The sequence below is a fragment of the Micromonospora sp. I033 genome, from assembly GCF_053890995.1.
Genome location: NZ_JBSSLX010000111.1, coordinates 1 through 18,089, shown reverse-complemented (window position 1 = coordinate 18,089; position 18,089 = coordinate 1). Strand labels below are relative to the sequence as shown.

Annotated in this window: 14 protein-coding genes; 7 read left to right on the top strand and 7 right to left on the bottom strand. The window is 72.6% G+C overall.

Translation table 11 applies throughout. From position 1 onward, the window contains the following. Positions 1 to 112 precede the first annotated feature (112 nt). Together ACW0Q9_RS18840 and ACW0Q9_RS18835 are read right to left on the bottom strand one after the other, a co-directional pair. Positions 113 to 1,492 (bottom strand): ABC transporter substrate-binding protein, encoded by a 1,380-nt coding sequence (locus ACW0Q9_RS18840; protein ID WP_456183042.1) that lies wholly within the window; start codon positions 1,490 to 1,492, stop codon positions 113 to 115. A gap of 354 nt (positions 1,493 to 1,846) precedes the next feature. Beyond that, positions 1,847 to 2,848: a LacI family DNA-binding transcriptional regulator gene (locus tag ACW0Q9_RS18835; protein WP_456183040.1), complete on the bottom strand. Its 1,002-nt coding sequence runs from the start codon at positions 2,846 to 2,848 to the stop codon at positions 1,847 to 1,849. Between the two features lie 250 nt (positions 2,849 to 3,098). On the opposite strand from ACW0Q9_RS18835, the gene ACW0Q9_RS18830 reads away from it, so the two are divergent. From ACW0Q9_RS18830 to ACW0Q9_RS18820, 3 genes are all read left to right on the top strand, one after another. Next, positions 3,099 to 5,135: a glycosyl hydrolase family 28-related protein gene (locus ACW0Q9_RS18830; RefSeq protein ID WP_456183038.1), complete on the top strand. Its 2,037-nt coding sequence runs from the start codon at positions 3,099 to 3,101 to the stop codon at positions 5,133 to 5,135. Positions 5,136 to 5,245: 110 nt separating this feature from the next. Next, entirely contained in the window at positions 5,246 to 7,090 is a 1,845-nt protein-coding gene (locus tag ACW0Q9_RS18825; RefSeq protein WP_456183036.1) for a glycoside hydrolase family 15 protein, read from the top strand. A gap of 59 nt (positions 7,091 to 7,149) precedes the next feature. Continuing rightward, complete coding sequence (locus tag ACW0Q9_RS18820) at positions 7,150 to 7,887, top strand: alpha/beta hydrolase (protein WP_456183034.1); 738 nt, start codon at positions 7,150 to 7,152, stop codon at positions 7,885 to 7,887. Positions 7,888 to 7,944: 57 nt separating this feature from the next. On the opposite strand, the gene ACW0Q9_RS18815 is transcribed toward ACW0Q9_RS18820, so the two are convergent. The 5 genes from ACW0Q9_RS18815 to ACW0Q9_RS18795 all read right to left on the bottom strand — a co-directional run bounded on the left by ACW0Q9_RS18815 (position 7,945) and on the right by ACW0Q9_RS18795 (position 16,217). Next, positions 7,945 to 12,411 carry a HAMP domain-containing protein gene (locus tag ACW0Q9_RS18815; protein ID WP_456183044.1) on the bottom strand — a complete coding sequence of 1,489 codons (4,467 nt, stop codon included), beginning with the start codon at positions 12,409 to 12,411 and terminating at the stop codon, positions 7,945 to 7,947. 261 nt (positions 12,412 to 12,672) lie between these two features. Further along, positions 12,673 to 13,485: a SigB/SigF/SigG family RNA polymerase sigma factor gene (locus ACW0Q9_RS18810; protein ID WP_456183032.1), complete on the bottom strand. Its 813-nt coding sequence runs from the start codon at positions 13,483 to 13,485 to the stop codon at positions 12,673 to 12,675. 154 nt (positions 13,486 to 13,639) lie between these two features. Beyond that, positions 13,640 to 14,200: a GerMN domain-containing protein gene (locus tag ACW0Q9_RS18805; RefSeq protein WP_456183030.1), complete on the bottom strand. Its 561-nt coding sequence runs from the start codon at positions 14,198 to 14,200 to the stop codon at positions 13,640 to 13,642. After that, positions 14,197 to 15,546 carry a sensor histidine kinase gene (locus ACW0Q9_RS18800; RefSeq protein ID WP_456183028.1) on the bottom strand — a complete coding sequence of 450 codons (1,350 nt, stop codon included), beginning with the start codon at positions 15,544 to 15,546 and terminating at the stop codon, positions 14,197 to 14,199. Before ACW0Q9_RS18800 ends, ACW0Q9_RS18805 begins: the two co-directional genes overlap by 4 nt. Continuing rightward, positions 15,543 to 16,217: a response regulator transcription factor gene (locus ACW0Q9_RS18795; protein WP_456183026.1), complete on the bottom strand. Its 675-nt coding sequence runs from the start codon at positions 16,215 to 16,217 to the stop codon at positions 15,543 to 15,545. Before ACW0Q9_RS18795 ends, ACW0Q9_RS18800 begins: the two co-directional genes overlap by 4 nt. Before the next feature lie 142 nt (positions 16,218 to 16,359). Between ACW0Q9_RS18795 and ACW0Q9_RS18790 the strand changes: the two genes are divergently transcribed. From ACW0Q9_RS18790 to ACW0Q9_RS18775, 4 genes are all read left to right on the top strand, one after another. Continuing rightward, a complete protein-coding gene (locus ACW0Q9_RS18790) occupies positions 16,360 to 16,674 on the top strand; it encodes a hypothetical protein (RefSeq protein WP_456183024.1) in 315 nt (104 codons plus the stop codon). Next, positions 16,671 to 17,249 (top strand): STAS domain-containing protein, encoded by a 579-nt coding sequence (locus ACW0Q9_RS18785; protein ID WP_456183022.1) that lies wholly within the window; start codon positions 16,671 to 16,673, stop codon positions 17,247 to 17,249. Before ACW0Q9_RS18790 ends, ACW0Q9_RS18785 begins: the two co-directional genes overlap by 4 nt. Beyond that, complete coding sequence (locus ACW0Q9_RS18780; RefSeq protein WP_456183020.1) at positions 17,243 to 17,533, top strand: BON domain-containing protein; 291 nt, start codon at positions 17,243 to 17,245, stop codon at positions 17,531 to 17,533. Before ACW0Q9_RS18785 ends, ACW0Q9_RS18780 begins: the two co-directional genes overlap by 7 nt. A 131-nt stretch (positions 17,534 to 17,664) precedes the next feature. After that, on the top strand, positions 17,665 to 18,089 hold a 425-nt coding region (locus tag ACW0Q9_RS18775; RefSeq protein ID WP_456183018.1), incomplete at its 3' end, for a cellulose binding domain-containing protein.

Genomic DNA, 18,089 nt, shown 5'->3' with positions numbered 1-18,089 from the left:
CGCACCGCGCCGGGAGGCATGCGACGGAGGCGGACGAGGAGCAACAGACGCTGGCCGCCGGGCGCGGAGCAGCCGGGTGGGGGGCCACCGCGGCGGCCCCCACCCCGTCGGCTCAGCTCCCGGCGGCCAGCAGCTGGTTGACCTTGTCCTCGGCCGTCTTGAGCAGCGCGTCGATGTTCGCGTTCGGGTTGGTCAGGACCCCGGACATCGCCGCGTCGAGCACCGCGTAGATCGCCTGCGCGTTGCGGGGCTCACCCTTGATCGGGACCGGGTTCGCCTCGAAGACCGCGAAGTTCGCGGTGTCGACGTTCGCGTTCGCCTTGCGCAGGTCGACCTCCTGCTTCTGCGCCTCGCTGCCATTGGCGAAGAGCAGCGGCTGGGGCAGGCCCACCGGGTAGTTCTGCGGCTTGGCGCGGACGTAGTCGAACTGCCCCTTGCCCGGCGTCAGCTTCTGGTACGCGATCCACTTCAGACCGGCCTTGACCTGGTCGGGGGTGAGGCCCTTCTTGAAGAAGTAGCCCTCGCCGCCACCGAGCGTCGCCTTCGCCGGCCCGTCCTGGCCGGGCAGCGGGCCCATCGCCCAGTCCTGGAACTTGCCCTGGAACTGGCTGACGATCGCCTGGGTGGCGTCCGGGGCGCCGATGAACATGCCGACCTTGCCCGCGCCGGCGTTGGTCAGCAGGTCACCCCACTGGAGCAGCTGGCGGCTGCCCATGCTGTTGTCGCCGTACCGCATGTCCTTGAGGTTCTGCAGGACCTGCTTGCCCATCGCGTTGTTGAAGTCGGCCTTCTTGCCGTCCTCGGTCAGCACCTGGCCGCCCTGGGAGTAGAGCAGGGAGGTGAAGTGCCAGCCGCCGGTGTTGCCGGCGCTGTACTCGGAGTAGCCCGCGATGCCGTTGCCCAGGGCGGAGATCTTCTTGGCCGCCTCCCGGACCTCCGCCCAGGTCTTGGGCGGGTTGTTCACGTCGAGGCCGGCCCTCTGGAACAGGACCTTGTTGTAGACCAGGCCCATCGAGTAGTTCTTCACCGGGACGGCGTAGAGCTTGCCGCCGTCGGTGAAGACGCCCTTGAGCGCCGGGTCGACGCTGTCCCAGGTCGGGATCGCGTCCTTGTTGGCGTACTCGGTGATGTCCATGGCCTGACCGGAGTCGAGCACCTGCTGGAGATCGGTCATGTACCCGTAGAACACGTCGGTCACCGTGCCGCCGGCGAGGCGCGCGGTGAAGTCCGGCGGGTTGTTGCACTGCTCGCCGACGCTGACGCTCTTGATGACGATGTTCGGGTTCTGCCGCTGGAACTCGACCACGTCGTCGTTCCAGTTCTTCAGCAGCTCTTTCTGGGCGCCGACCGGCTGGCAGTCGACGGTGATGGTGACCTTGCCGCTGGCGTCCTTGCCGGCGTCGTCGCTCTTGGTGGAGCACGCCGCGAGGCTGAGCCCCAGGCCGGCCGCGAGCGCTATCGCCGCAGCCTTCCGGTACTGCGGTACGGACATCTGTCCATCCCTTCGGGAACGGGTGTATCCATGGCCTTCGCTGATCTGCGGTGCTCGTCACCGCGGGGATGCCCTGCTGTCGACCGGCATCCGCCACGCGACCTGTCCCGGTTGGGGGCGGGGCCAGGTGTGAGTGGAGTCACTGTAGCGAGGCCGACTCATAGCGGCAAGGTTTCGATCGTGCCTTGAAAAGACACGACTTGATGACGACAGATATCGACAGGCGGACGGCCACGCCTTGGCCGCGCATTCCGCCGGCCACGACGAAACGGCCGCCGACCGCGGGCAGCGGTCGACGGCCGTTCGGTGGCCAGGCGGTTTGCGGCCGGCGTCAGCCGACCTTCGGCGGGGTGGTCAGCGGCCGGGGGCGGGCGCGGTCGAGCCGCGCACCACCAGTTCGGGCTCGAACAGCAGCTCGTCGTGCAGCACGCCGGCGCCCTCGATCTGGGTGACCAGCAGGTCCACCGCGGCCTGACCCATCGTCTCGATCGGCTGCCGCACGGTGGTCAACGGCGGATCGGTGCAGGTCATGAACGCGGAGTCGTCGTAGCCCACCACGGACACGTCGGTCGGCACCGCACGGCCCAGCCGCCGCGCGGCCCGGATGGTGCCCAGGGCCAGCACGTCGCTGGCGCAGATGATGCCGGTCACGCCGCGCTCGACCAGCTTGGTCGCGGCGACCCGCGCCCCCTCCATCGAGAAGCTGGAGCGCTCGACGCAGTCGTTGTCGTCGGCCCAGCCCGCGGCCTGGACCATGGCGTCCCGTTTGCGGCGGGAGGGGACGTGCCCCTCCGGGCCGAGCACCATGCCGATCCGCTCGTGCCCCAGCGAGCGCAGGTGGCCGTACGCCTGCTCCACCGCCACCGCGTCGTCGGTGGAGACCCGGGGGAAGCCCAGCTCGTCGACGCCGGCGTTGACCAGGACCACGGGCAGGCCCCGGTCGGTCAACCTGCGGTAGTGCTCGTGCGTGGCGTCGGCGAGGGCGTACGACCCGCCCGCGAAGATCACGCCGGAGACCTGGTGGTCGAGGAGCATCTCGACGTAGTCCGACTCGGACACCCCGCCGATCGTGCGGGCGCAGAGCGCGGGGGTGAAGCCGCGCTGGGCGAGGGAGCCGGTCACCACCTCGGCCAGCGCCGGGAAGATCGGGTTCTGCAGTTCGGGCAGGACCAGGCCGACGAGCCGGGCCCGCTCGCCGCGCAGCTTGGTCGGGCGCTCGTAGCCGAGCACGTCGAGCGCCGTCAGCACCGCCGTCCGGGTCGCCTCGGACACGCCCCCGCGGCCGTTGAGCACCCGGCTCACGGTGGCCTCGCTGACGCCCGCCTTGCGGGCCACCTCCGTCAACCGTTTCGTCACGGCGGCAATCGTACGTCGTGTTCTTGCAAGAAATGAACAAGGCGTGACGGGCGAGGGCCTGGGGACGGTCGCCGGCACGGTCGCCGGGCGGTCCCGGAGGGCGCGATTTCGCGTCGCAAGATTCGAACAAACAGGCGCTTGAATATCGACAAAGCCCAGGAATAACATGGGGCACCTTTCGGCGGGCGCGCCCCCTCCGCGCCGACGCCACCACCGTCTCCCCCGTCCCCCGGTGAAAGTGGGTAGTCCGATGCAGCGGAGCGTGGAAGGCGCGGCGGGCCGGCGCCCGGCCGTGCCGATCGCCAGGATCCTCGCGGCGGCGGCGACCGCCGTGGCGCTGGCCGTGCCGACCGGGAGCGCCGCCGTGGCGGCCGGCCCGGCCGGGCCGACCCCCGTGGTCACCCGGGCCGGGCTCGACCCGGCCCTGGTCGCCGGCCGGGGCGCCACCGTGGACTTCGTCGAGCAGGAGGCCGAGCACGGGCGGACCAACGGCACGGTCATCGGCCCCGACCGGGCCGCCTACACCCTGGCCGGCGAGGCGTCCGGCCGGCGTGCCGTCCGCCTCTCCCCCGGCCAGTACGTCGAGTTCACCCTCCCGAGGGCGGCCAACGCGCTCACCGTCCGCTACAGCATCCCCGACGCGCCGGGCGGCGGCGGGATCACCGCGCCGCTGCGCGTCACCGTCGGGCGCGGACCGGCCCGCACCATGACGCTGACCTCGCAGTACGCCTGGCTCTACAACCAGTACCCGTTCACCAACGACCCCGACGCCGACCTGCTCCACCCCGACTGGTGGATCACCGAGTGCTCCTGCGTGCCGGCGGCCACCACACCCGCGCCCGCCATCACGAAACCGTTCCGGCCGCACCACTTCTACGACGAGCAGCGGCTGCTGCTGGGCCGCACCCACCGGGCCGGCGAGGTGGTCCGGCTGACCGCGCCGGCCGGCACCGCCGCGGCGTGGACGGTCGTCGACCTGCTGGACTCGCACCTCGTCGCCCCGCCCCGGGTGCTGCCCCACGCGGTGAACGTGCTGGCCTTCGGCGCCGACCCGACCGGCCGGCGGGAGTCCGCCGACGCCTTCGACCGGGCCGTCGCCCACGCCCGCCGGGTGGACCGCACGCTGTACCTGCCGCCGGGGACCTACCAGGTGAACCGGCACATCATCGTCGACGACGTGACCATCGCGGGCGCCGGCAGCTGGTACACCGTCGTCAAGGGCCGCGAGGTCGCCCTGGACACCCCGGCCCCCGACGGCTCGGTGCACACCGGCGTCGGCTTCTACGGCCGTGACGCCGCCGACGGCGGCAGCCGGAACGTCCACCTCTCCGGCTTCGCCGTCGAGGGCGACGTGCGCGAACGCATCGACACCGACCAGGTCAACGCCATCGGCGGGGCGCTCAACCACTCCACCGTCGACGGTCTCTACCTGCACCACACCAAGGTCGGCCTGTGGTTCGACGGCCCGATGACCGACCTGCGGGTCACCAACACCGTCATCGCCGACCAGATCGCCGACGGGCTCAACTTCCACACCGGCGTCACGCACTCCTCGATGTCGCACAGCTTCATCCGCAACACCGGCGACGACGCGCTGGCCATGTGGTCGGAGGGGACCGGCAACGCACACAACACCTTCGACCACAACACGGTGCAGTCCCCGGTCCTGGCCAACGGCATCGCCCTCTACGGCGGCAGCGACCTCACCGTCTCGCACAACCTGATCGCCGACCCGGTCCGCGAGGGCAGCGGCATCCAGGTCGGCTCCCGGTTCGGCGCCGAGCCGTTCACCGGCCAGCTGCGGATCACCGGCAACACCACGGTCCGGGCCGGCACCTACGACCTGAACTGGAACATCGGCCTCGGCGCGATCTGGTTCTACGCGCTGGACCGCAGCATCGACGCCGACATCCAGGTGGTCGGCGACAGCTACCTCGACAACACCTACAACGCGATCATGCTGGTCAGCGACTGGCCGGTGAAGGACCAGGTCTCGATCAACAACGTGCACTTCCGCGACATCCGGGTCGACGGCACCGGCACCTCGGTGGTGAGCGCCCGGACCGCCGGCTCGGCGTCCTTCGCCGACGTCGACGCGCGCAACGTCGGCGCCGTCGGGGTGAACAACTGCGGGTCGTTCCACTTCACCCCGGCCGGCTCGGAGTTCAGCCTCACCGACCTCGGCGGCAACGACGGCGGGTGGCTCGCTCCCTGGTTGCTGCCGAACACCATCACCTGCGACGACCGCCCGCCGGTGGTCCCGCCGCCACCCCCGGCGCCGTGGTGACGTGACCGCCCCCCGGGTCAGGGTGCGACCACCCTGACCCGGGAGCGGCACGCGCCGGACCCGCCGGCTCTCGGGCGACTGCTCACGGGCCTGGCGGGTATCCGGGCCGAATGTCCGGCTCGCTGATCGAGGACCACGGGTTCCTGGCCGACGGCCGCAGTGCCGCGCTCGTGGACCGCGCGGGCTCGGTGAACTGGTGGTGTCCCGCGCGGTTCGACGCGCCCTCGGTGTTCGGGCGCCTTCTGGACGATGACGCCGGACACTGGTCGATCCGTCCCGAGGGCGGGTTCGGCGCCGAGCGCGGCTACCTGGACGATTCCCTGGTCCTGCGTACCGTCTTCCGGACGGCGACCGGGGCGGTGGCGGTGACGGACGCGCTCGCCCTGGCCCCCGGGAAGCGGGGCCACGAGGTCGGGAGAGACTCCCCGCGGGTCCTGGCCCGCGTCGTCGAGGGCCTGTCGGGCGAGGTGCGGATGACGTCCTGCCTGGCACCGCGCTTCGAGTACGGGCGGGTGGTCCCGCGGTTCACCCGGCAGGACGGTTCGGTGGTGGCCAGCGCCGGCGCCACCCGTCTGGAACTGTCCGCCGACGTGGCGATGTCCGCGGCTTCCGGCCAGGTCCGCAGCGCCTTCACGGTACGCGCGGGCGACCGGGTCGGCTTCACCCTCGGGTACGCCCCGGCGTACGGGGCCCAGCCGCCGCCGAGCCTGGACGCGGGCACGGTCGTGGCGGACGCCGCCGCCGGCTGGCGGTCGTGGCTGGCCCTGCACGACTACCAGGGCCCGTACCGGGATCAGGTGCGCCGGAGCGCCCTGGTGGTGCAGGGCATGACCTACCAGCCCAGCGGCGCCGTGGTGGCGGCGGCGAGCATGGCGCTGCCCGAGGAGGTCGGCGGTCGGCACAACTACGACTATCGCTACGTGTGGGTGCGCGACTTCAGTTTCACGTTGGAGGCGCTGTTCCGGGCGGCCTGCCTCTCGGAGGTCCGCCGCCAGTTGGTGTGGCTGGCCCGTTCGATGGGGGCGGTCGAGGACGGCGTGGCGCCGATCATGTACGGCGTCGAGGGCGAGCGCGATCTCACGGAACACCACCTGGAGCATCTCGACGGGCACGCCGGCAGCCGCCCGGTGCTGCTCGGCAACGACGCCTGGCGGCAGCGGCAGGTCGACGTCTCGGGTGAGACACTCTGCGCCGCCTGGCTGATGCGGGAGCACCTGGACCCGATGGGACAGGAGATCCGGCAGTTGCTGCGCGGGCTGGCCGAGCGGGCGGTGCGCGAATGGCGGCTGCCGGACGCCGGGATGTGGGAGGTGCGGGACGTCGAACGGCACCACCTGTCGTCGAAGGTGCAGTGTTGGACGGCGTTGGACCGCGCCGTCCGGTTCGGTGACCGGCTGGGGACACCGGCGGACACCGCGCGGTGGGCGGCGGCTCGCGACGAGATAAAGCGACAGGTGCTGACCGAGGGGTGGAACGACCGTGCGGGCTCGTTCACGGCCACGCTGGGTGGCGCCGACCTGGACGCCTCCGCCCTGCTCATGCCGATCGTCGGCTTCCTGCCCGCCGACGACCCCCGGATGCGGGCGACGATCCGGGCGATCGAGGACCGGCTGTCCCACCAGGGGCTCGTCCGCCGCTGGGAGGACGATCCGGCCGGATTCGTGATCTGCTCGTTCTGGCTGGTGGGGTGCCTGGCCCTGGCCGGCGAGCGGGACCGCGCCGGGCAGCTGTTCGAGCGGCTGGCCGGCCTCGGCAACGACCTGGGCCTCCTCGCCGAGCAGGTCGATCCCCGCACCGGGCGCGCGCTCGGCAACTTCCCCCAGGCCTTCTCCCACATCGGTCTCATCAACGCCGCCGCCGGTCTCGCCGACCTCGACGCCGGACGCCGGGTGCTGGCACCCGCGCCGGAGCGGGCCATTCCCGCCGACGGCCGCGACCGGGGCGACGACGAATGAGGTGATCCCGACGGGGGATGCGGTGGCGAGCCCATGACCGCGACGAAAGGGATGTCACCATGAGCAGCGCGACCTCGACCCGCGGCGGCACACCGACCGTCGTCCTGGTCCACGGCGCCTTCGCGGACAGCTCGGGATGGAGCGGCGTCGTCGGGCGCCTCCAGGCCGCGGGCGTGCCGGTGAAGGCGGTGCCGAACCCGCTGCGCGGCATCGAGGAGGACGCGGCGTACGTCGCCGGCGCCCTGCAGCAGATCGACGGCCCGGTACTGGCCGTCGGGCACTCCTACGGCGGCGCGGTCGTCACCAACGCCGCGACGGGTGCCGACAACGTGGTCGGACTGGGCTACGTGGCCGCCTTCGCCCCGGACGAGGGCGAAACCCTCATGGCGATCGAGGGGAACTCCCGGGACAGTGTGCTCACCTCCTCGCTGGCGGAGACGAAGTACCCGACCGCGCAGGGAATGGAGACGGAGTTCCGCATCGACCCGGCGAAGTTCCACGACGCGTTCGCGGCCGACCTGTCGCCGCAGGACGCGGCCGTCATGGCCGCCACCCAGCGGCCCGTGTCCGCGCTGGCGTTCGCCCAACCGACCGGGACGCCCGCCTGGCGGAACCTGCCCGCCTGGGCCGCGGTGGCAACCGGCGACAAGGCCGCCGGGACCGACGTCGTGCACATGATGGCCGACCGGGCCGGGGCCAGGATCACCGAGGTCGAGGGCTCCCACGTCATCATGATCAGTCAGCCCCAGGCAGTCACCGACGTGATCATGCAGGCGCTGGACGGCGTCACCCACTGACTCCGGCGACGAACCCCCGCCCCACCGGTCGCCGGTGCGGCGGGGTTCGTGCCGGGGTCAGTTGGTCAGCCAGCGGTGGATGCAGGTGAGCAGGTCCTCCGCGTCGACCGGCTTGGTGACGTAGTCGCTGGCACCGGACGAGATGCTCTTCTCCCGGTCCCCACGCATCGCCTTCGCGGTCACCGCGATGATCGGCAGGTCCGCGTAGCGGGGCATGGCGCGGATGGCGGCGGTGGCCGCGTACCCGTCCATCTCGGGCATCATCACGTCCATCAGCACCAGGTCGATGTCGTCGTGCCGCATCAACGTCTCGATCGCCATGCGGCCGTTCTCCGCGTAGACCACGTCCATGCCGTGCAGTTCGAGGATGTTGGTCAGGGCGAAGACGTTGCGGGCGTCGTCGTCCACCACGAGCACCTTGCGGCCGGACAACTCCCGGACGACCGGGTCGCTGACCGGGCTGCGGTCGGCGGCCTGGGCCGGGAAGGACGGCACCCGCTCCGGGGCGTCCGCCGTCAGGTGCAGCACGATCCGCTCCCGCAGCTCGTCGAGGCTGCCGAGGATCTCCAGCGGGCGGTCCGCGGCCATTCCCTGGAGCAGGGTGTCCTGCCCGCCCGCGAGCGGCTGCCCGTGGTACGCCAGGACCGGCAGGCCGCGCAGGCCGGGGTGCTCGTGCAGCGCCTTGAGCAGCGCCGTGCCGTGCTCGTCGGCCGGGTCGAGCTGCACCACGAGCAGGTGGTGGCGGTGCCGGGCGAGCGTGTTGACCGCCGACTCGACGTCCACCGCGGTGGACACCTCGACCGGCCCCCCGGTCCCGGCGGCAACCCCGCGGGCCAGCAGGGTGAGCAGCCCCTTCTCGTGCGCTTCGAGCACCAGCACCCGCCGCTGCTGCTGCTCCACCCAGCGCCGGGCCTCCGACTCGACGGGAGCGGCCGGTACCGCGGTCGGGACGGCCAGGCCGGTGTCGGGCAGCGGCGCGGTGGTCGTGGCGGGCAGGTAGAGGGTGAAGGTGCTGCCCTGGCCGAGGACGCTCTGCGCGGTGATCTGCCCGCCGAGCAGCCGGGCGATCTCCCGGCTGATGGACAGGCCCAGGCCGGTGCCCCCGTACCGCCGGCTGGTGGTGCCGTCGGCCTGCTGGAACGCGTCGAAGATGGCGGTCAGGTGCTGCTCGGCGATGCCGATGCCGGTGTCGACGACCCGGAACGCGATGACCGTCTCGGCCGGAGGCATCTCGGCCGGCAGCTCGTCCGGGCGGGCCCGCTCGATGCGTAGCTGCACCCGGCCCTTCTCGGTGAACTTGACCGCGTTGGAGACCAGGTTGCGCAGCACCTGCCGCAGCCGCTGCTCGTCGGTGTGCAGCCGGGCCGGCACGTCCGGGCCGGTGACCAGGTCCAGCTCCAGGCCGCGCGGCGTGGTGAGCGGGCGGAACGTGGCGTCGACGTAGTCGCGCAGCGTGGACAGCTCGAACGTCTCCGGGTTGATGTCCATCTTGCCGGCCTCGACCTTGGACAGGTCGAGGATGTCGTTGATGAGCTGGAGCAGGTCGGCGCCGGCCGAGTGGATGACGGTGGCGTACTCGACCTGCTTCGGGGTGAGGTTGCGGTTGGGGTTCTGGGCCAGCAGCTGGGCGAGGATGAGCAGCGAGTTCAGCGGCGTACGCAGCTCGTGGCTCATGTTGGCCAGGAACTCCGACTTGTACTTCGAGGCGAGCGCGAGCTGCTGGGCCCGGGCCTCCAGCTCTTGGCGGGCCTGCTCGATCTCGGAGTTCTTCGTCTCGATGTCGTGGTTCTGCCGGGCCAGCAGGGCGGCCTTCTCCTCCAGCTCGGCGTTGGAGCTCTGGAGTTCCTCGGAGCGGGCCTGCAGCTCCTCGGAGCGGGCCCGCAGCTCGGCGGCCAGCCGCTGCGACTCGGTGAGCAGCACGTCGGTGCGGGCGTTGGCGACGATGGTGTTGACGTTGACGCCGATGGTCTCGGTGAGCTGTTCCAGGAAGTCGCGCTGGACCTCGGTGAACCGGCCCATGCTGGCCAGCTCGATGACGCCGAGCACCTGGTCCTCGAAGAGGATCGGCAGCACCACGAGGTGCAGCGGTACCGCCGCGCCCAGGCTGGACGAGACCGTGACGTAGTCGGCCGGCACGGCGTCCACCACGATGGCCCGCTTGCTCAGCGCGGCCTGCCCGACGAGCGAGTCGCCGAGGGCGTACCGGCGGCGGCTGGCGTCGTGGCCGTAGCCGCCCACCACCCGCAGGCCCCGGCCGTCGCCGGCCTCGTCGACCAGCAGGAACGTGCCGAGCTGCGCGGAGACCAGCGGGGCCAGCTCGTTCATCACCAGGCCGGCGACCACCTCCAGGTCCCGGTGGCCCTGCATGAGGCCGGAGATGCGGGCCAGGTTGGTCTTGAGCCAGTCCTGTTCCTGGTTGGTCCGGGTGGTCTCGCGCAGCGACTCCACCATGGAGTTGATGTTGTCCTTCAGCTCGGCGACCTCGCCGGAGGCGTCGACCGTGATCGAGCGGGTCAGATCGCCGGTGGCGACCGCGCTGGTCACCTCGGCGATGGCGCGTACCTGGCGGGTCAGGTTCCCGGCCAGCTCGTTGACGTTCTCGGTGAGCCGCTTCCAGGTGCCGGAGACGCCCTCCACCTCGGCCTGGCCGCCGAGGCGGCCCTCGCTGCCGACCTCCCGGGCCACCCGGGTGACCTCGGCGGCGAAGCTGGAGAGCTGGTCGACCATCGTGTTGATGGTGGTCTTGAGTTCCAGGATCTCGCCGCGGGCGTCCACGTCGATCTTCTTGGTGAGGTCGCCCTGCGCCACCGCCGTGGTGACCTGGGCGATGTTGCGCACCTGGCCGGTGAGGTTGTTCGCCATCGAGTTGACGTTGTCGGTCAGGTCCTTCCAGGTGCCGGCCACGTTCGGCACCCGGGCCTGACCGCCCAGCTGCCCCTCGGTGCCGACCTCCCGGGCCACCCGGGTCACCTCGTCGGCGAACGCCGAGAGCGTGCCGACCATCGTGTTGATGGTCTGGGCGAGCACGGCGACCTCACCCTTGGCCTCGACGGTGATCTGCCGGCTCAGGTCACCCTGGGCGACCGCGGTGGCGACCAGCGCGATGGAACGCACCTGGTTGGTCAGGTTGTTCGCCATCTCGTTGACGTTGTCGGTCAGGTCCTTCCAGGTGCCGGCCACGTTGGAGACCCGGGCCTGGCCGCCGAGCCGGCCCTCGGTGCCCACCTCGCGGGCCACCCGGGTCACCTCGTCGGCGAACGCGGAGAGCTGGTCGACCATCGTGTTGATGGTCTCCTTCAGGGCGAGGATCTCGCCCCGGGCGTCCACCCGGATCTTCTGCGTCAGGTCACCCTTGGCGACCGCTGTGGTGACCTCGGCAATGCTGCGGACCTGGGCGGTGAGGTTGTCCGCCATGACGTTCACCGACTCGGTGAGGTCCTTCCAGGTGCCCGAGACGCCCTTGACGTCGGCCTGGCCGCCGAGGCGGCCCTCGGTGCCGACCTCGCGGGCCACCCGGGTCACCTCGTCGGCGAACGACGAGAGCTGGTCCACCATCGTGTTGATGGTGTTCTTCAGCTCCAGGATCTCGCCGTGCGCGGTGACGGTGATCTTCTGCGACAGGTCGCCCCGGGCCACCGCGGTGGCCACCTGGGCGATGCTGCGTACCTGGTCGGTGAGGTTGACCGCCATCGAGTTCACCGAGTCGGTCAGGTCGCGCCAGGTGCCGGCGACGCCGCTGACCTGGGCCTGACCGCCGAGCCGGCCGTCGGTGCCGACCTCCCGGGCCACCCGGGTCACCTCGTCGGCGAACGACGAGAGCTGGTCCACCATCGTGTTGATGGTGCTCTTGAGCTCCAGGATCTCGCCCCGGGCGTCGACGGTGATCTTCTGCGACAGGTCGCCGCGGGCCACGGCCGTGGTGACCTGGGCGATGTTGCGGACCTGACTGGTCAGGTTGCCGGCCATGAAGTTCACCGAGTCGGTCAGGTCCCGCCAGGTGCCGGCGACGCCGGGCACCTCGGCCTGACCGCCCAGCCGGCCCTCGCTGCCGACCTCCCGGGCCACCCGGGTCACCTCGTCGGCGAACGACGAGAGCTGGTCCACCATCGTGTTGATGGTGACCTTCAGCTCCAGGATCTCGCCGCGCACGTCGACGGTGATCTTCTGCGACAGGTCGCCGCGGGCCACCGCCGTGGCCACCTCGGCGATGTCGCGCACCTGGTCGGTCAGGTTGCCGGCCATCGCGTTCACCGAGTCGGTGAGGTCCTTCCAGGTGCCCGACACGCCGGGGACGTCGGCCTGGCCGCCGAGCTGCCCCTCGGTGCCGACCTCGCGGGCCACCCGGGTCACCTCGGAGGTGAACAGGGAGAGCTGGTCGACCATGCCGTTGAAGACGGTGGCGATCTCGCCGAGCAGCCCGTCGGCGTCCTCCGGCAGCCGGGTGCCGAAGTCGCCGTCCCGGACGGCGGTGAGGCCGGCCAGCAGCTGGCGGAGGCCCGGATCCGCCACGGGCGCGCCGGCCACCGGGGTCGTTTCGCGTCGCCGCGGGATCGTCTGATCGACCACCACTACCGCCTCTGTGCCAGCCGAACGGCGAATCGCCCCCGGCAACGATTGCAACCGCGCAAGTATGCACCGCGCCGCCCCGCCGGGCAGGCGGACGGGGCGGCTGGAGCGCACAAGACGCACCGCCACCGAGGGGAGTCGGTGGCGGTGCGCAGGCCCGGGCGAGGCGGCAGCGCCGCGTGAGCCGGGAAGAGGGATTCGGGCGGAAGCCCGGGTGGATCAGGCCTCGGTGAGCTGGCCACGCAGCTTGGTCAGCGCGCGGGCGAGCAGCCGGGACACGTGCATCTGGGACACGCCGACCCGGGCGGCGATCTCGCTCTGGGTCAGGTTGCCGTAGAAGCGCAGGGTGAGGATCTTCTGCTCCCGCTCGTCGAGGGTGGCGAGCGCCGGGCCGAGTGAGGCGCGCAGCTCGGCCAGCTCGTACTCGTTGTCCTCGGTGCCGAGGGTGTCACCCAGCTCGGTGGCGCTGTCGCCGTCGCCGATCGGGGTGGAGAGCGAGACGGCGTTGTAGGCGCGGGCGCCCTCCAGGCCCTCGAGCACCTCCTCCTCGGTGACGTCGAGGTGGCTGGCGATGTCGGCGACCGTCGGGGCCCGGTTGAGGGTCTGGGTCAGCGTGCTGTTCGCCTCGGAGATGCGCAGCCGCAGCTCCTGGAGGCGGCGCGGGACCCGGATGTTCCAGGTGCGGTCGCGGAAGTGCCGCTTGATCTCACCCAGGATGGTCGGGATGGCGAAGCCGGCGAAGTCCACGCCCCGGGAGGCGTCGAACCGGTCCACCGCCTTGATCAGGCCGAGGGCCGCCGTCTGGGCCAGGTCGCCGGCCGGCTCGCCGCGGCCGCTGTAGCGGGCGGCCAGGTGGTTGGCCAGCGGCAGCCACGCCTCGATGACCTGGTTGCGCAGCGCCGGCCGCTCCGGGTGGCCCTCGGGCAGCGCGGCCAGGGCGGCGATCAGCTCGCTGGCGCGGGTCTCCTCGCCGGTCACCGCCGCGCGGTGCACCTCGCTGGTCGTCGTCGGCGCGATGGTCGTCGTGGTCATGCTGCCCTTCCTGTCCTGAGGAGAACGGGTGCCTCCCAAGCACCGGTCGTGCCAGTGACCATAGACCAAAGGTTGCCGCCAATCAACCGAACGGACGATGGAGATTTCGCCCAGGAGCGGACAAAAGCGCGGTGACCCGAACCACTTCCGGCCGTCAGCGGTGCAGCAGTGGCCGGTAGTCGGCGGCGGTGAGCGGCAGCGCCGAAAGGTTGCCGTCGGCCCTCGGCACCTCCAGCGGCTGCCCGTCCCGGCGAAACGCGACGCTGTCCACGTCCGCGCGCTGGGTCAGCGTGCAGACGATCTGCCCGAAGGCGAGGACCTCGTCGTTGCGGCCGGTCTCCTCCCCGGCATGCCGCACGTCGACGGTGACCACGGTGCCGCTGAGGGTGGCCCCGGCCACCGCGACCGTGCCCGGCAGGGCCGTGGCGAGCCCGCGCTCCCGCTCCGCGCCATCCGGCCCGGCCAGCAGGTGCTGCAGGTGGGCATCCACACCGGGCAGGCCGTCGACCCGGCGGGTGACCGCCGCCAGCCCGTCGCCCCGGACGAAGCAGAGCGGCTCGTCCACCCGACCGTCCGGGTCGGCGGTCGCCGTGCCCGCCGGGGTCGGGAAGCCGCCGGCCGGCGGCGGCACCGGGCGGGGCTCGTCGTCGACCGGCACCCCGCAGCCGCCGAGCAGCGCCGCGGCGAGCAGCACCGGGAGCAGCCGCCGGGTCATCCGCCGGCCCCCGGCAGCTCGACCCGGAACCGGGCGCCGCGGTCGCGGTCCACCACGCTCGCGTGCCCGCCGTGCGCGGCGGCGTGCTGGGCCACCAGGGCGAGGCCGAGGCCGGTGCCGTCGGTGCCGGCCCGGGCGTGCGCCGCGCGGCCACGGACGAAGCGGTCGAAGATGACCTCCCGGTCGGCCGGCGGCACGCCCGGTCCGTCGTCGTCGACGTCGAGCACGCCGATCCCGTCGCGCATCCCGAGGCGTACGGCGACCGGCCCGCCGCCGTAGCGCACGGCGTTGTCGAGCAGGTTCAGCAGGATCTGCTCGACCCGGCGCCGGTCGACCCGCCACCGGGCCGGGGTGCCCTCGGCCACCTCGACCAGGCTCTCCGGCAGGGACCGCTCCCGGCAGGCGGCGCGGGCCAGCCCGGCCACGTCGACCGTGTCGCGGTGCGCGGGCTGCTCGGTGCGGGCCAGCTGGATGAGGTCGTCCACCAGGCGCTGGAACCGGGCCACCTCGTCGGCGACCAGCCCCGCCGCGGTGGCGGTACGCGGATCCTGGTGCTCCCGGCGACGGGCCAGCACGCTCGCGGCGGCGGCCAGCGTCTGCAACGGGGAGCGCAGCTCGTGGCTGACGTCGGCGGCGAACCGGCGGTCCCGCTCGATCCGCCGCACCAGCTGGTCGACCATGTGGTTGAACGAGGTGGAGAGCCGGGTGAGGTCCGGGTCGGTGGTGGGGTCGAGCCGGGTGGCGAAGTCGCCGGCGGCGATCCGCTCGGCGGCGTCGGCGACCGCGGTGAGCGGCCGCACGCTGTGCCGGGTCGCGTACCAGCCGAGGGCGGCGCCGGCCCCGGCGACCATGATGGCCACCGCGGTCAGCGCCAGCCCGACCACCTGGAAGGTCTCCTCGACCTCGCGCAACGAGGTCAGCTCGTAGTAGCCCAGCTCGCCGGCGAGCGGGACGCCGACCAGCAGGACCGGCTGCCCGTCCACGCGGACCCGCTGCACCCCCGGCCGGCCGGCGGCGACCAGGCGTTGCAGCTCCACCGGGACCGAGCCGGCGCCGACGTCGGCGGTGCGGGCGTACCAGCCGTCGCGCAGGTGCAGCAGGGGGCGGCGGCTGCTGCCGGTGTCCAGGGAGCGCAGCACCGCCACCACGTCCGGGGTCCCGGTGTCCAGCCCGGACCGGACCACCGCGGCGTCGTAGTACGCGGCCCGGACGGCGGTGCGCTCCCGCTCCTCGAGCAGCGAGCGGCGGGTCAGGTCGTACGAGAAGAGGGCCATCACCGCGGCGAGCAGCAACGCGCCGACGGCGAACGCGGCGGTGACCCGGGCGCGCAGTCCGAGGCGGGTCATCGCTGGAGCTTGTAGCCGAGGCCGCGGAGGGTGACCAGGTGCCGGGGGTTGGCCGGGTCCGGCTCGATCTTCTGCCGCAGCCGGCCCACGTGCACGTCGACCAGCCGCTCGTCGCCGGTCTCGTACCCCCAGACCCGGCGGAGCAACTGCTGCCGGGACAGCACCCGGCCGGCGTGCTCGGCCAGCTCGCAGAGCAGCCGGAACTCGGTCCGGGTCACTGCGACGGGCCGACCGGCGCGGCGGACCTCGCCGGCCTCTTCGCTGATCTCCAGGTCCCCGAAGACCTGGGCGGGGACGGCGGCCGTCACGACCCGGCCGCGCCGGCGCAGGGCCCGCAGCCGGGCGGAGAGTTCCTTGATGGCCACCGGCTTGACCACGTAGTCGTCCGCCCCGGCCTCCAGGGCGGCGACGATGTCGTGGGTGTCGTCGCGGGCGCTGACCACCACGATCGGGACGTCGTCGTCGCGGCGCAGCCGGCGGATGCACTCGAACCCGTCGAGGCCGGGCAGCATCAGGTCGACCAGCACGTGGTCGGCCGGGCTCTCCCGCTGCCGGCGCAGCCCCTCCTCGGCGGTCGCCGCCCCGTACGCGGAATAGCCCTCCTCCTCCAGGGCCAGCAGCAGCGCGAGCCGGATACGGTCGTCGTCCTCGATCACCAGTACGGCCGTCATACCCGCATCATGACCGGCCGGTCCCGGGTCGCCCAACCGCGTCAGCCGTTCCCGGCTTTTGTCACGCAACTGTCATACAACCGCGCGACGCCCGCCAAGGCCGCTGCGCAGAGTGGGGGCCGGAGCGGACGAGGGAGGAACGGTGGACGGCAGCACGCTGGTCGGGGCGCTCGTCGTCGGGCTCGCCGTCGGCGCGGTGGGCCGCCTGGCCGTGCCGGGGCGCACGGCCGCGCCGGTCTGGCTGACCCTCGCGCTCGGGGTGGCCGCCGCGCTGCTCGGCGCGATCGTCGTCGGCCTGGTGGACACCGGCTCCGGCGGCCCGGCGGTGTGGCCGCTGGTGGTGCAGTCCGGGTTCGCCGCCGTCGCGGTCGTCCTCGCCGTGCTGGCCGCCGGGCGCCCGGCGCCCGGGAACGAACCGCCGCCCGGACCGGGCGCGCGGCGGGAGGAGGGATCGTGACGGTCGTACCGGCGGAGCACCTGATGATGCTGATCTGCGACGGCTGCGGGGACAGCGTCACCGGCACCGGATGCATCCTGCCGGACGCCGAGGTGGTCTGGACGCTGGTGTTCGAGAACGGCTGGTCCGGCTCGCCCTTCGCCTCCGGGCCGCACCACTGCCCGCGGTGCGGCGTCCGGGCCACCGTGGACGACGGGGGCCTCGGCGTCGACGACCTGGACGAGCTCGGCGGGACGTCGGCCGCGCCCGAGGCCGACCCCGCCGAGTGGGTGCGCCGGGCGCTGGCCGAGGCCGTGGTGGTGGGCGACCGGGTGCTGGTCGACCTCGCCGGAATCGAGGTGATCGACTCGGCCGGGCTCGGGTTGCTGGTCCGCGCCCATCAGGAGGCCCGGCGGGACGGCAGGCGGCTGTGCCTGGTGGCGCCGTCCCGGTTCGTCCGCACCGTGCTGCACACCATGCGCCTGGACGGCGTCTTCGCGGTCTTCGACACCCATGCGCGGGCGCTGAGCGGGCTGGCCGGGGCGGCACCACCACCGGAGCATCGCGCACGAACAGAAGGAGCCCGCCGATGGTGATGCCCTGGCCGTACCCCGACTTCCCGTTCGCCGGGGACGGGCCGACGCCCGACGGCACGGACACGCGGCTGGCCGCCCTGGTGGCGCAGCGGCTGAGCGTCGACTGGACCACCCGGCGGCAGCAGATCACCGTCACCGTGCAGAACCGGGTGGTGATCCTGGCCGGCCTGGTGGCCGACCCGGAGACCCGCCGGGCGGCCGGTGAACTGGCCTGGGACGTGGCCGGGGTGTTCGACGTCTGCAACGCGCTGCGGCTGCGCTCCGGGCGGCGCCGCGGCCGCTGAGCGGTTGCACGGATCGGCGTCCGCCTCTACCCTCGGCGTGGGAGCGCTCCCGAAGCTGCCACGTCGGACTTTCCGGGCGAGTTCACGACGGGCACCGTCCAACCACCACCCACCAGATCGGACGATCCCGCATGTTCTCGATCCCCCGCCCGTCCCGGCGGCACCTCCTCGTGGGGGGCGCCGTCGGCGCGCTCGCCCTGGCCGCGACGGCGATGCTGCCGTCGACGAACGCGATGGCGGCGACCGGTTGCGCCGTCACCTACAGCACCAACTCCTGGCAGGGCGGCTTCACCGCCACGGTCACCGTGAAGAACCTCGGCGACCCGGTGACCAACTGGACCCTGGGCTTCAGCTTCCCCGACGCCGGCCAGCGGGTCACCCAGGGCTGGTCGGCGACCTGGCAGCAGAGCGGCAGCGCGGTCACCGCGCAGAGCATGAGCTACAACGGCTCCCTCGGCACCGGGGCGAGCACCACCATCGGGTTCAACGGCTCCTGGACCGGCGCCAACCCGGCCCCGACGGCGTTCACCCTCAACGGCACGGCCTGCACCGGCGG

What these genes read in the sequence shown, in the direction of transcription:
- ACW0Q9_RS18800 (WP_456183028.1), bottom strand. Translation starts at nt 15,546, where the DNA reads ATGACCCGCCTCGGACTGCGCGCCCGGGTCACCGCCGCGTTCGCCGTC.
- ACW0Q9_RS18795 (WP_456183026.1), bottom strand. Translation starts at nt 16,217, where the DNA reads ATGACGGCCGTACTGGTGATCGAGGACGACGACCGTATCCGGCTCGCG.
- ACW0Q9_RS18825 (WP_456183036.1), top strand. Translation starts at nt 5,246, where the DNA reads ATGTCCGGCTCGCTGATCGAGGACCACGGGTTCCTGGCCGACGGCCGC.
- ACW0Q9_RS18830 (WP_456183038.1), top strand. Translation starts at nt 3,099, where the DNA reads ATGCAGCGGAGCGTGGAAGGCGCGGCGGGCCGGCGCCCGGCCGTGCCG.
- ACW0Q9_RS18820 (WP_456183034.1), top strand. Translation starts at nt 7,150, where the DNA reads ATGAGCAGCGCGACCTCGACCCGCGGCGGCACACCGACCGTCGTCCTG.
- ACW0Q9_RS18805 (WP_456183030.1), bottom strand. Translation starts at nt 14,200, where the DNA reads ATGACCCGGCGGCTGCTCCCGGTGCTGCTCGCCGCGGCGCTGCTCGGC.
- ACW0Q9_RS18840 (WP_456183042.1), bottom strand. Translation starts at nt 1,492, where the DNA reads ATGTCCGTACCGCAGTACCGGAAGGCTGCGGCGATAGCGCTCGCGGCC.
- ACW0Q9_RS18780 (WP_456183020.1), top strand. Translation starts at nt 17,243, where the DNA reads ATGGTGATGCCCTGGCCGTACCCCGACTTCCCGTTCGCCGGGGACGGG.
- ACW0Q9_RS18810 (WP_456183032.1), bottom strand. Translation starts at nt 13,485, where the DNA reads ATGACCACGACGACCATCGCGCCGACGACGACCAGCGAGGTGCACCGC.